At 38.6% G+C, this 12,732-nt stretch carries 12 protein-coding genes; 11 read left to right on the top strand and 1 reads right to left on the bottom strand.

Features of this window, described 5'->3' with window-relative positions; genetic code table 11:
- Nucleotides 1-34 precede the first annotated feature (34 nt).
- From AAC037_RS08085 to trmB, 4 genes are read left to right on the top strand one after another with little or no spacing between them, the layout of a single operon-like run.
- Nucleotides 35-427, top strand: coding sequence for a biopolymer transporter ExbD (locus AAC037_RS08085; protein ID WP_303611376.1), 393 nt, complete (start codon nt 35-37; stop codon nt 425-427).
- 3 nt (nt 428-430) lie between these two features.
- Nucleotides 431-1,384: an energy transducer TonB gene (locus tag AAC037_RS08080; RefSeq protein ID WP_339902504.1), complete on the top strand. Its 954-nt coding sequence runs from the start codon at nt 431-433 to the stop codon at nt 1,382-1,384.
- A gap of 9 nt (nt 1,385-1,393) precedes the next feature.
- Nucleotides 1,394-2,695, top strand: coding sequence for a folylpolyglutamate synthase/dihydrofolate synthase family protein (locus AAC037_RS08075; RefSeq protein WP_339902503.1), 1,302 nt, complete (start codon nt 1,394-1,396; stop codon nt 2,693-2,695).
- 2 nt (nt 2,696-2,697) lie between these two features.
- A complete protein-coding gene (gene trmB / locus AAC037_RS08070; protein WP_339902502.1) occupies nt 2,698-3,363 on the top strand; it encodes a tRNA (guanosine(46)-N7)-methyltransferase TrmB in 666 nt (221 codons plus the stop codon).
- On the opposite strand, the gene AAC037_RS08065 is transcribed toward trmB, so the two are convergent.
- On the bottom strand, nt 3,360-3,989 hold the full coding sequence (locus tag AAC037_RS08065; protein ID WP_339902501.1) for a phosphoribosylanthranilate isomerase: 630 nt from the start codon (nt 3,987-3,989) through the stop codon (nt 3,360-3,362). The genes trmB and AAC037_RS08065 overlap by 4 nt on opposite strands.
- A 52-nt stretch (nt 3,990-4,041) precedes the next feature.
- On the opposite strand from AAC037_RS08065, the gene AAC037_RS08060 reads away from it, so the two are divergent.
- The 7 genes from AAC037_RS08060 to AAC037_RS08030 all read left to right on the top strand — a co-directional run.
- On the top strand, nt 4,042-4,731 hold the full coding sequence (locus tag AAC037_RS08060; RefSeq protein WP_339902500.1) for a hypothetical protein: 690 nt from the start codon (nt 4,042-4,044) through the stop codon (nt 4,729-4,731).
- Nucleotides 4,718-6,355 carry a S8 family peptidase gene (locus AAC037_RS08055; protein WP_339902499.1) on the top strand — a complete coding sequence of 546 codons (1,638 nt, stop codon included), beginning with the start codon at nt 4,718-4,720 and terminating at the stop codon, nt 6,353-6,355. Before AAC037_RS08060 ends, AAC037_RS08055 begins: the two co-directional genes overlap by 14 nt.
- Nucleotides 6,356-6,424: 69 nt before the next feature.
- Complete coding sequence (gene rpe / locus AAC037_RS08050) at nt 6,425-7,078, top strand: ribulose-phosphate 3-epimerase (RefSeq protein WP_339902498.1); 654 nt, start codon at nt 6,425-6,427, stop codon at nt 7,076-7,078.
- Between the two features lie 118 nt (nt 7,079-7,196).
- Complete coding sequence (locus tag AAC037_RS08045) at nt 7,197-7,706, top strand: hypothetical protein (RefSeq protein WP_339902497.1); 510 nt, start codon at nt 7,197-7,199, stop codon at nt 7,704-7,706.
- A gap of 89 nt (nt 7,707-7,795) precedes the next feature.
- A complete protein-coding gene (locus AAC037_RS08040) occupies nt 7,796-8,794 on the top strand; it encodes a hypothetical protein (RefSeq protein ID WP_339902496.1) in 999 nt (332 codons plus the stop codon).
- Nucleotides 8,795-8,959: 165 nt separating this feature from the next.
- Complete coding sequence (gyrA, locus tag AAC037_RS08035; protein ID WP_339902495.1) at nt 8,960-11,506, top strand: DNA gyrase subunit A; 2,547 nt, start codon at nt 8,960-8,962, stop codon at nt 11,504-11,506.
- A 33-nt stretch (nt 11,507-11,539) separates the two neighbouring features.
- Nucleotides 11,540-12,732: tetratricopeptide repeat protein (locus tag AAC037_RS08030; protein WP_339902494.1), on the top strand; the 1,193-nt coding region annotated here is incomplete at its 3' end.

Below are 12,732 nucleotides of genomic sequence, written 5' to 3'. Positions count from 1 at the left end.
GAGTTTATCGATCTTTTACAGGATAAAAAGTAATATGGCACTTCAGTCAAAAAATAAGATAGAAACTAGTTTCAGCATGTCGTCCATGACGGATATTATTTTTCTATTGCTTATATTTTTTATGCTTACCTCATCCTTTATTACCCCTTCGGGTCTTCCGGTAAATTTACCTTCCAGCGAAAGTTCAGACATCGTTATGCAAGAGGTGACCGTTAGTATTACAAAGGACTTACGATTTGCTGTCAATGACAAGCAGGTAAATAGAGATCAGGTGAAAGCCGAATTAACCAGCTTATTGAATGAGAACAAAGGCTACGTGGTATTGCATATAGACAAAGAAGTTCCTGTAGAATACCTGGTAGAAATTGGGGGAATTGCTGCAAGTTTGGATGCCAATGTAACCATTGCAACACAACCGTTTAAGTAAAGAATGGAAATTTGGGAGGACCATAAAGCTACTGTAGAGAATAATAGAAAAGCAATTATCATTACTTTAATCATTAATGTAATGTTATTGATTGGCTTTTATTTTATTATGGTGTGGAAGCAACCTGATCCACCCATGTCTCAATTTGGACTAGAGTTAAACCTGGGTTTTTCAGATATGGGATCCGATGCAAAACCCACAGAAACACCCCCTTCTACAAGTCAAGAAACGGCCGAAGAGGCGCCGGCCCCGGGTGAACCGGCACCTGAACCAACAGAAAATATAACACCTGTAAGCCCACCGCAATCGAATCCTTCTCCAGCTGAGGTTCAAAAAAGTGAGCCAAAAATTGAAGCTGTTTCTAAAGCACCTAGTCCGGTAAAAGCAGAACCCAAGCCGGTAGAAAAGAAGGAAAGTATTAAGGAAACCACAAAAAAGGCAGAAGTACCTGTAAAAAGTGAACCTGAAGAAGAACCACAACCTGAAAAAGTTGAAAAGCCAGAACCTAAAGTTGACCCCAGAGCCATATTTGGTGCCGGTGGGACCACAGGAAGCGGGAATCAAGCAACAACCGGAAGCAGTCAGGGAAACAGTTGCCAGACAGGGGATGAAGGTAAGCCAAATGGCACCATCGATGGACGATCCATTTTACAGTCAGGCAAAGGAAATACCGGAGATGGAGCCGGCTATGACCTGGACCTGGCAGGTTGGGATTTTGCCTCCAAACCCAATATCCAAGACCGGGTGTCCAATAGGAATGGCAAAATTGTCTTTAACATTACCATCAATGATAGCGGAAGGATTGTACAGGCCATTCCAGATACTTATAATGTAAGTAATGAAGTATTGAATTATTACCGTAAAGTAGTCAACAGCTTGACCTTTAAACCACAAAGTGGAAATACCATTGCTGAGTATTCCAAAGGAAAAATCACCTTTATCATCCGCGTAGATTAATTGATCCCCATGAATTATCAATCCTCCCTGGACTTTCTGTTTCAGGCCTTGCCCATGTTTCAGCGGGTTGGAGGTGCTGCTTTCAAAAAGGACCTGAGCAATACCCAGAAACTTTGTGAACACCTGGGTAACCCTCAAGATAAGTTTAAAAGTATTCATATAGCCGGCACCAATGGAAAGGGAAGTACAGCTCATGCCTTGGCATCTGTATTGCAAGCAGCAGGATATGCTACAGGTCTCTATACTTCTCCTCATCTAAAATCCTTTAGAGAACGGATAAAAATCAATGGCGTGGAAATTCCCAAAAAGGAGGTGGTGAAATTTGTAGAAGCCCATAAATCCTTTTTGCAGGAATTGAAGCCTAGTTTTTTTGAAATGACTGTTTCTTTTGATTTTTTTGCGAGTCAAAAAATTGATTTTGCAGTTATTGAGACCGGGATGGGAGGCAGGTTTGACAGTACGAATGTAATTCAACCCTTGCTTAGTGTCATCACCAATATAGGTTTTGATCATGAGCAGTTCTTGGGAGACACCCTGGATAAAATTGCCTTTGAGAAAGCCGGAATAATCAAAGAAAATGTGCCTGTGGTGATTGGGCAAACTCATGAAGCAACAGCAGAAGTCTTCAAATCCATTGCCGAACAAAGGAATTCAGCCATCACCTTTGCAGATCAAGTACTGAAGGCAAGTTTTAGTACTTACGAGGGTAGGTTCAAAAAGAAACGCATGGCTAAATACACCCTATCCGGGGCATCTGCCATTATTGATACGATTGAGGTGGATTTGCTTGGGAGCTATCAAGCCAAAAATCTACCCGGAATAATGGTATCTCTGGAAAAATTGAGAGGATTGGGCCTACAATTAAGCCCGGACCATGTGAAGGAAGGTTTATCTAATATTATCCGCAATACAGGGCTGAAAGGACGCTGGCAAATTCTTTCAACTGATCCCCTAACGATATGCGATACAGGCCATAATGTAGATGGAATTCAAGAAATTATAGAACAACTTTTGGTATTAAAAGGCCGGCAAAAGCTTTATATGATTTTGGGAATGGTAAAAGACAAGGCCCATTATAAGGTGCTTGAAAAACTACCCAAAGATGCCGAATATTTCTTTTGTCAGGCCGACCAACCAAGGTCTATGCCTGCCAAAGAACTTCAAAATTTAGCGACTGAGTTGGGTTTGCAAGGGGAGGTAATTGAGAATGTTAATCAAGCCAGAATGGCAGCAGAAAAAAAGGCAACAAAAGAGGATTTAATTTTTATTGGAGGAAGTACCTTTGTCGTCGCAGAAATAAATGATTTATAATAATGGGAAGAAATAAGCTAGAGCGGTTCAGGCAAAATGAAGAGAATGCCAATGTGGTTCAGCCAGGGAAAGAAATTTTTGATAAGATTAAGGGCAATTGGAAAAGGGTACAGTTCCAAAGAAATGCTCCATTGGTGGTGGAATTGGCCTGTGGAAGAGGGGAGTTTACCGTTGGTCAAGCAAGGGTGGATCCTGCAAAAAGCTTCGTTGGCGTAGATATTAAGGGGTCTAGAATATGGAAAGGCAGTAGTATTGCCATTGCTGAAGGTTTAGAAAATGTGGCTTTTTTAAGGACCCAGATAGAGCTTCTGGAAGATTCTTTTGAGGAAAAAGAGATTGATGAGCTTTGGATAACCTTTCCTGACCCACGACCCAAAGACAGGGACGAAAGAAAAAGATTGACTTCCCCCAAATTTTTAGAAATGTATAAAAAAATCATGGACCAAGATGGTCATGTACATTTCAAAACAGACAATACCGGACTTTATGAATACACTTACGAATTATTTGAAAGTAGGGAAGACATAGTCATTTATAAAAATACACAAGACTTTTACCAGTCTGAATGGAAGGACATTCACCATGGTATTATGACCCGATATGAGAAGATGTTTATGGAGAAAGGAGAAACCATCAAATACATTGAATTTGGTTTCAAAGAAGCCTAATCATCAATTTCCAAGGCTTCCAGAATATCAGCCATTTCATCAAAATCCTTTATTCCAGGCCTAATTTCGTGGCCGGCCTTCATACTGATCCCTTTAATCCGGGTTTGGTCCAGAAGCCGGTCAATATTTTGATCATCAAAACCAAAGCCTAGTAATAAATCACATTTTTCAGCTATACTTTTTAGTTTTTCATGAAGCTGAGGGTTAATTTCTAAGGCTTTGTCAGCTTCCAGGTTTAACATTACATTGTTTTCCTTTAAAGTGACAGCATAATCCAAAAGCTCATCCAGGTCTGCTTCTTTATTTACGGTACTTTTAAAAATTAAGCCGTAACTGGTGTTTTTAAGCATTGGAAGGTGAAGCCTTTCCTCTAATTGAATGTATGAAAACCCTTCATATTGGGTCATGGTTTCTAAGATTTGGGCAGGATGACTGTTTGAAAATTCAGCAACATATTCCAATCCGGATAACCAATCGGTTATTTCCTTAAAAGCGGTGGGGTTTACATAGTATTCACTGTCCTTTTCCAGGGAAAATCCCATAAGGTCAACGTACATTCCCGAACAATATCGTGCGTCGCTTAAGTTGTTAACATTACTTATCTTTACAAATGTTTTTAAAGCCATTTTATTTTAGTGGATTATTTGCGTAATTTTCAATTAAATTCAAAGATAGAAAATGATAATTTTTAATAAAAGGTATTGGCTGCTATCACTACTTATTTTTATGGGTAGCTGTGCCGAGGAAACTGAAGATCCGGAATTGATTACTTCCAGGTATTTCCCATTGGAAATTGGTAGTTTTATGGAATACAGTGTTGAGGAGACAATTTATTTTGGAGAGAATGATTTTGAAACTGAAAATTATTACTACAAGGATGAGCTTGTAGATTTTTATCTGGATGAGGTGAATGAGTTGGTTTATTTGTTCCACCGTAAAAAGTCCACTGATAGAAATGAATGGTCTAATGAGGAGGTATATACTGCCAATTTTACTCAAAATCGTATCATAAGAAAGTTCAATAACCAGCAAGAGGTCATTTTAGTTTATCCCGCAATTTTGGATTTTAATTGGAACGGAAATGCCTATAATAACGATGGTGAAGAACAATATATTATTGAGAGCATTGGAAGCTATATTTTGAATGAATTTGCATTTGCTGATGCTGTGAAGGTTAGGAAAAGTGAGGAAGATGATTTGATCACCTTACGGAACAATAAATATGAAGTATTTGCCAATAATATTGGGATGGTGGAAAGTTACTACGAAGTATTTCAATATTGCTCCAGAAACGACTGCTTGGGTGAACAAATCATTCAAGAAGGCCGTTTTACCCATATGAGGCTTATCAACTATGGTGAATTTTAGTGCAGCATTTGTTTTTTTGTTTTGTTTATCCATAGCCAATGGTATGGCTCAAGACAGGTATGCTGTACATTTTAAATATAAACCCGACGCAGCTTTTAGTCTGAGTCAACCTGAAGCATTTCTGACAGCCAAGAGCTTAGCTAGAAGAGAAAGAGATAAAGTTTTATTGGACAGCACAGACTTACCTGTTTCGGAAAAGTACATTGAGGCTATAAGTCCATATATCAACCGGTTCATTTATCACTCCAAATGGCTGAACGCTTCCGTCGTATATGCGGGCGAAGAAGAAATACAGCACATTTCAGCATTGGATTTTGTAAGTGAAATTAAGTTGGTAGCAAAAGGTGGACCCGGAGTTTTAGAAAGTAGTACCAAAAATTACAAGATTAAAAGAAAGAAAAAGCATAAGAAGAAGGCAAAGGATGCAGCAAATTTTTCTTTCCAAAATAATATTTTAGGTATTACCGACATGCATGAAGCAGGATATACAGGTGAAGGTGTATTGGTTGCCATCTTTGATGCAGGGTTTTTAAATGTAGACAAAATACCTGCTTTTGAGCACTTGTTTGAAGATCAAAAAATTTACGCTACCAAAGACTTGGTATTGCCGGGGTCTACCAGTGTTTTTAGGACAGATACTCATGGTACCGGCACGCTTTCTTTAATGGCTTCTTATGATCCGGAAAACCTGATAGCAGGTGCCTATGGTGCCAATTACATCCTTTGTATAACAGAGGATGTGGATACAGAATACCGAATTGAGGAATACAATTGGGTAAAGGCTGCGGAATTTGCCGATAGCCTGGGAGTAGACTTGATCAACAGTTCATTAGGTTATAATTTTTTTGATGACTCAGCAATGAATTATTCCAAAGCAGATCTTGATGGTCAAACGGCAATAATTACCAAGGGTGCGGGTATGGCCGCAGATAAAGGAATTCTTGTGGTTAGTAGTGTTGGAAACGAAGGAAATATCAGTTGGAAGACCATTACAGTTCCTTCGGATGCAAAAACCATTATTTCTGTAGGAGCCATAAATAGTAATTTTAACAAGGCCGGATTTAGTTCTGTAGGACCGAGTGTGGACGATAGAATAAAGCCGGAACTAGTGGCCTACGGAACGGGAGTAACCTTGTGGCGCCATGAAGAAGGCACCAGTAATTCCAGTGGAACTTCCTTTTCTGCTCCTCAGGTGGCTGCCTTGGCAGTGGGATTGAGGGAAGCCAATCCAGACTGGACAAATAAGAAGTTGAGAGCGCAGTTATTGTTAAGTGGGACTCAGTTCACCCAACCGGACAATGAAATTGGATATGGTGTACCTGATTTTACCAGGGCCATGTTTGGTAAAATGGAAGTGGAAGAGGAAATGGACGGTAAACTTCCTGCCAAGATTTATCCAAACCCTTTGATAAAAAATGAGTTGCTTATTGAATTTGGGATCGATACCAAGTGTACCATGACCCTTTTTTCAAGTGACGGAAAGAGAGTCCGTGTCCTTGAATTGGAAAGGAACAAGAACAATTTTCCTTATAGTGTAAGCATGGAAATTTTAAATCCCGGAATCTATCTTGTTGAATTGCAAGACAGTTCATCTGTGTCAACGGTTAAGTTGTGGAAAAAATAAGGAATTGAACTTAAAAATGACTTTTTTTGTAACCTAATCAAGTATTGTTTTAACCTAAATTTTCTATATATGAATCCATTAATAGCCCCCTCAATTCTGGCAGCAGACTTTGCTAACCTGCAGAAGGAAGTTGAAATGATTAATGATTCTGTAGCAGACTATATCCATGTAGACATTATGGATGGTGTTTTTGTTCCCAATATATCATTTGGCCTTCCTGTTGTGGAAGCAATAAATAGACATGCCAAAAAACCACTGGATGTTCACCTAATGATAGTGGAGCCTGACAAATACTTGGAAGCATTTCATAAAGCCGGAGCTGCTCAAATTACGGTTCATTATGAAGCTTGTCCGCATTTGCACCGCACCGTTCAGGCGATCAAAGCAATGGGTTGTAAAGTTGGAGTAGCCATCAACCCGCATACGCCAATCAGGGCGTTACAAGATATAGTGAGAGAAGTTGACACCGTTTTAATTATGTCTGTAAACCCTGGTTTTGGTGGTCAGGAATTTATCGACAATACTTATAAAAAAATTAATGCCTTAAGTGAGCTAATAGTAGAGACAGGATCTCATGCAAGGATTGAAATTGATGGTGGTGTAAGTTTGTCTAATGCCAAAAAGCTTATTGAAAATGGAGCCAATGTGCTGGTGGCAGGCAATTTTGTGTTTTCCTCAGAAAATCCTATAGAAACTATAAATAAGCTAAAAAGTGTGATTTAAATTCGATAATTATACCTTTTTAATAAATTTTAACGCATTTTTCTGTTCATTATTTGTTAAATTGGTTGATTCTGATTTAATTCGAGGATATAAAGCATTTTATAAATTGAGATAAATTATGAAGAAATTATTTGGATTGGCCTTTTTATTTGTAGGTCTAATAGGTTTTAATGTACAAGCTCAGGATGAAGCTGCTGAAGAAATTACTGATGAAGAAATTGCAAAATTTGCTGCAATGGAGGATTCCGTAATGGCTTTTTATGAGCAGAAGAATGAGGAGTTGGTATCTATGATCAAGGAAAATGAAGTAATTGATGGTGCTGGCAGGTACAATGAGATAAAAGCTGCATGGGATGATGAAGCTAAGCTTGCAGAAATTGAAATTACAGATGAAGAGAAAGGTGCTTATGAAGCCATATTGGAATTTATGGGTTCCTTAAGTTCTGAAGTTAGGGAAATGAAGATTGGCCTGATCAAAAATGATGATGTATTGGGTATTTCTACTTTTAATAAAGTAAATAAAGCAATGAAAGCTAATCCGGAAATTAAAGAGAAAGTGGACAGTGAAATTGCACAATTGAAAGAAAAAAGAACTACGGAAGAAGAAAGCCCTTCTGAAGCCGGTTGATATTTATTTTCATTAGAGAAAAAAAAACCCTCAATATTTGAGGGTTTTTTTGTTTTATTGCGTTAATAAATTAAATATTATTTATAGATATGGAATTTAGAAAGCAATTGGTTTGTCTTTCCTGCTTATTTTTTTCTTTATTATTTCTCAATACCTATGAAAGTGAGGCACAAGAGGATATTTTTGGGATTGAGAGAAAGATCAAAAGCCGAAAAAGTGACAGCGAGGTAGGCAATGCGTTTAGGAATGCTGTCAGTAATTTTTCTTTTGAAATTTCATCAGGGGCTGGATTTCATCAGCATCAACTTGACTTTATGAGTGAGGTTCCTGAAAATTACCCAATCACTGAATTGTCAACCTTAGAGGCTCCTGTATTTTCAGATTCGGATACAACAATATTTAAAAGCACCGGCTTTGCTTATCCAGTTAACTTAGGAGTGCGACTTAATTTATTTGACCTGATTAATATAGGCGCCGGCTATGGAAGAGAGTGGGGAAGTTTAGACAAACTTACCGGGGATGGAAATACCTTTGCTTTGGTAGAAGAGAAGTATACGTATGATAAATTTTATGGTACGGTCGGTCTAGTACTTTGGGATGCTGGAAAGCGGAGTTCTTTTTTGAGATGGAAGTATAGAAAGTATTCAGATAGCAATCTTTCCATGCAGGCACAACTCAGACAAAGAGCCAGACAATATTATCCTTGGAGGATAACATTGGAAGGTGAATTTGGTTCGATAACCCTGAAAAAATCCTTAGACCCTCAACTTTCCGTTGTTAAAGGATATTATGGACTTGGCTTAAGGATCGAGCGAGATTTGTCTGAATATTCAAAATTTTTCATTAAACCTGCAGCGGAATTTAGACCTTATGATTACAACATGATTGATCCTATGGAAATTCAGGGAGTCAAACAAGCGCTTTATACCCTGCAGGTAGGAGTTGCGATAAGTTTGCCCGGCAGTAAAAGGTGTAAAATTTCCGGATGTAGGGTAGTTATGAGGCATTTACACAATGGGGTTGAATACCGGGGAAGTTCTATCTTCAAAAGGCAGAATAGAAAAGTAGGAGAGTGGTATGGCAACTGATTTTAGGTTTTCAAAAGGGGCTTTTCCAAATTATTTCCTGCAAAAAAGAAAATTAACTCCATGAATATAAAAAGGATACCTATTTATTAATTTGTAACAAATATAATATTTTTCTAAACCTGTACTTTTTGCTATCTTGCAGGTTATAAGCGAGAAAATTTAAATATGGCTCAAGGAGAGAACGAAAACATCATCCCGATTAATATTGAGGAAGAAATGCGTGGAGCTTACATCGATTATTCGATGTCGGTAATTGTTTCCAGGGCTTTACCGGATGTAAGAGACGGTTTAAAGCCTGTACACCGCAGAATCCTCTATGGAATGCAGGAGTTGGGGGTTTCCCACAACAAGCCTTATAAAAAATCAGCAAGAATAGTAGGAGAGGTATTGGGTAAATACCATCCACACGGTGATTCGGCTGTTTATGAAACATTGGTTAGAATGGCCCAGACTTGGTCGTTGCGATATCCTCTAGTAGATCCACAGGGTAACTTTGGATCTATCGATGGTGATAATCCAGCAGCCATGAGGTACACAGAGGCAAGGTTGAGGAGGATTGCTGAAGAACTGCTGACAAATATTAACAAGGAAACAGTAGATTTTCAATTAAACTTTGACGATACCTTAAAGGAACCGATAGTTTTACCGGCTAAAATTCCGGCTCTATTACTTAATGGTGCTTCCGGAATTGCTGTTGGTATGGCCACCAATATGGCCCCTCATAATTTAGGTGAGGTCATTGATGGGATTCATGCCTATATTGACAACAATGACATCACGATACCGGAATTGATGGAGCATATTGTGGCTCCGGATTTCCCAACAGGTGGGATCATTTATGGTTACAATGGAGTGAAATCCGCCTTTGAAACCGGTAGAGGCAGGGTTATTCTTAGGGGTAAAGCTACCATCGAAACCAAGTCTTCAGGTAAGGAAATGATTATTATCAATGAAATTCCTTATCAGGTCAATAAGGCATCGATGGTTGAGAAAACAGCTCAACTGATCAATGAAAAGAAAATTGATGGGATATCAGCCATTAGAGATGAGTCTGACAGGCAAGGTATGCGCATTGTATATGAGCTTAAAAAAGACGCTGTACCAAATGTAGTCTTAAACAACCTATACAAGCACACCCAGCTTCAAACCTCCTTTAGTGTTAACAATGTGGCCTTGGTGAATGGAAGACCATTCACATTGAACCTTAAAGAGCTTATCTTGCATTATGTAAACCATAGGCATGAGGTAGTTGTAAGAAGGACGCAATACGAATTAAAAGAAGCCGAAAAGAGAGCACATATTCTTGAAGGCTATTTGGTAGCATTAGATAATATTGATGAGGTAATCCAGTTAATTAGAGATTCAAGAGATCCTGAAACAGCCAGAAATGGTTTGATGGAGAAGTTTGAGCTTACTGAGATTCAGGCACGTGCTATACTGGACATGAGGTTACAACGCCTTACCGGAATGGAAAGGGCCAAGATCCAGCAAGAATATGATGATTTGATGAAGCTTATTGAAGAATTGAAAGAAATTCTTGGCAATAAGGACCGAAGAATGCAGATCATTAAAGATGAGCTGGAAGAGATCAAAACACGCTACAATGATGATAGGAGGACCACCATTGAGCACAATGCTGAGGACTTCAACTATGAGGACATGATACCAAATGAGGAAGTAGTAATTACTGTTTCCAACCAGGGGTACATAAAAAGAACCGTTCTTACAGAATACAAATCTCAAAGTAGAGGAGGCGTAGGCTCAAGAGGAGTAAGTACCAAAGTAGACGATTTTACTGTCTATCTTTTTACTGCCTTGACCCACAATTACTTGTTAATTTTCACCGATCAGGGCAAGCTTTTCTGGCTCAAAACCTATGCAATTCCTGAAGGCAGTAAAACATCCAAAGGAAGGCCTATTCAGAACCTTATCAATATTCAAAGTTCTGATAGAATCAGGTCAATCATTCAGGTCAAAGACCTGGGGGATATAGACTATATCAATAATAATAATATTGTAATGGTCACTAAGAAAGGTATCATCAAGAAAACGACCCTGGAACAATATTCCAGACCTAGAACCAATGGAATTATTGCCTTGAATATCAGGGAAGATGATCAGTTGCTAAACGTGGAACTGACCAATGGTGACTCCAATATTGTGATTGCTTCAAGCTCAGGCAGAGCTGTTCATTTCCATGAATCCAATGTGAGACCAATGGGACGGACGGCAACCGGTGTAAAAGCCATCAATCTCGATGGTGGGGAAAATCATGTAATTGGCATGGTTTGTGTTCAAAGAGAAGATGCAACGCTTTTAGTTGTAACTGAGAAAGGATATGGAAAGCGTTCCTTTTTGTCTGAATACAGAATTACCAATAGGGGTGGAAAGGGAGTGAAAGCAATGAACATTACTGATAAAACAGGTGGTTTGGTGGCCATTAAAGAGGTGGTAGATACCGATGATTTGATGATTATCAATCGATCCGGAATTACCATCAGGACTCCAGCCGAGGGAATAAGAGTGATGGGAAGGGCTACTCAAGGAGTGAGGTTAATTCGACTCAATGAAAATGATGAAATCTCATCTGTTGAGAAAATTGAAAACATTGAAGTTGAAGAACTGGAAAATACAGATGAAGGAATTGAGAACCCAAATGATGATGAAAATACTCCGACAGGGGACAACGAAGAAAATCCTATAAACGAATAATAATTGAAACCAATAAAGAACCGCACTAGTAACATGAAAAAGTTAATTTTATCGTTGGCTGTGGTGGGCATAGCCTCAACTGTTGCCTTTGGCCAAAAGAAGGTAGTTAGATCTGCTGAAAAAAACCTTAAAAGAGATAATCTTGAAGAAGCATATACCGAAATAAAAACAGCAACAGCTGATGAGGAAACCGGTGCACAATCGGAAACTTATTTTATTAAAGGTAAAATAGAAACCAAGATGTTTGAGGCAGATTCCTCTAATACCGAAAGAACGGTAGCTATGGGAAGAGAAGCTCAGGAAAGTTTTATGAAGACTTTTGAAATGGAAAGTATGGACTCCACTAGCAAAGTTAGTGAGGACCTTTTCAAAGAGGTTGTTCCGGATATGCCAGCCAATTTTCAGGGCGAAGGTGTATACAGGTTGAAAAATGCCGCTTTTAATAAAGGAGCTAAAAAGTATGACCTTGATGATTTAGAACTGGCCTTTGAATTTTTCTCTTTGGCAGCTGACCTTGATCCTAACGACACCTCTATAGTATTTAATGCTGGATATACTGCCAATCGGATCGGAAATAACGAGGCATCAAAAAAATATTTAACTCAGTTGCTTGATTTTCCTGAATACAATAAATTAAACACTTATTATTTTTTAATTCAAATTGCCAGCGCTGAAGAAGAAGATCCCGAAGAGGCTTATCGACTGGTAACAGAAGCGAGAGAAGCATATCCGGATGACAAAGGCTTGGCTGAATTTGAAATTCAGTTGTTACTTCAGTTGGATAGGATGGACGAAGCAATGACTTCAATCGAAAAAGCCCTGGAAACTGATCCTAACAATCCTGCAATTCTTTTGAGGTATGGATATCTAAAAGAAAAATCCGGAGATTTGGATGGTGCTTTGGAAGAATATAAAAAGACCGTAGAAGCTGATCCTGAATTATTTGAAGGTCATTATTATGCCGGTGCAATCTACCTTGACAAAGCGAGAAACATTATCACTAGTGTTAATGATCTTTCGGATGACGAGTGGGAGGCTAAATCCGATTCCATGCTAGCAGAAGCTGATGGACTGTATGAGGAAGCCTTGCCTTATTTTACCAAGGCCTCTGAATTGCAACCTGACAATACAGATATTATGGAAATCTTATATAGTGTCCATTTAAGATTGAAAAATGAATCTAAAGTAGAAGAATACGATCAGATATTAACTGAGAAATTAGGAGA

Origin of the sequence: uncultured Cyclobacterium sp., assembly GCF_963976465.1 — a bacterium.
Classification (GTDB): Bacteria; Bacteroidota; Bacteroidia; order Cytophagales; family Cyclobacteriaceae; genus Cyclobacterium.
The sequence above is the reverse complement of the archived record's forward strand: the minus strand, read 5'-3'. Positions and strand labels throughout refer to the sequence as shown.

Bases quoted from the DNA above. Each gene is read 5' to 3' on its own strand.
- AAC037_RS08085 (WP_303611376.1), top strand. From the start codon at position 35: ATGGCACTTCAGTCAAAAAATAAGATAGAAACTAGTTTCAGCATGTCG.
- AAC037_RS08080 (WP_339902504.1), top strand. From the start codon at position 431: ATGGAAATTTGGGAGGACCATAAAGCTACTGTAGAGAATAATAGAAAA.
- AAC037_RS08075 (WP_339902503.1), top strand. From the start codon at position 1,394: ATGAATTATCAATCCTCCCTGGACTTTCTGTTTCAGGCCTTGCCCATG.
- trmB (WP_339902502.1), top strand. From the start codon at position 2,698: ATGGGAAGAAATAAGCTAGAGCGGTTCAGGCAAAATGAAGAGAATGCC.
- AAC037_RS08065 (WP_339902501.1), bottom strand. From the start codon at position 3,989: ATGGCTTTAAAAACATTTGTAAAGATAAGTAATGTTAACAACTTAAGC.
- AAC037_RS08060 (WP_339902500.1), top strand. From the start codon at position 4,042: ATGATAATTTTTAATAAAAGGTATTGGCTGCTATCACTACTTATTTTT.
- AAC037_RS08055 (WP_339902499.1), top strand. From the start codon at position 4,718: ATGGTGAATTTTAGTGCAGCATTTGTTTTTTTGTTTTGTTTATCCATA.
- rpe (WP_339902498.1), top strand. From the start codon at position 6,425: ATGAATCCATTAATAGCCCCCTCAATTCTGGCAGCAGACTTTGCTAAC.
- AAC037_RS08045 (WP_339902497.1), top strand. From the start codon at position 7,197: ATGAAGAAATTATTTGGATTGGCCTTTTTATTTGTAGGTCTAATAGGT.
- AAC037_RS08040 (WP_339902496.1), top strand. From the start codon at position 7,796: ATGGAATTTAGAAAGCAATTGGTTTGTCTTTCCTGCTTATTTTTTTCT.
- gyrA (WP_339902495.1), top strand. From the start codon at position 8,960: ATGGCTCAAGGAGAGAACGAAAACATCATCCCGATTAATATTGAGGAA.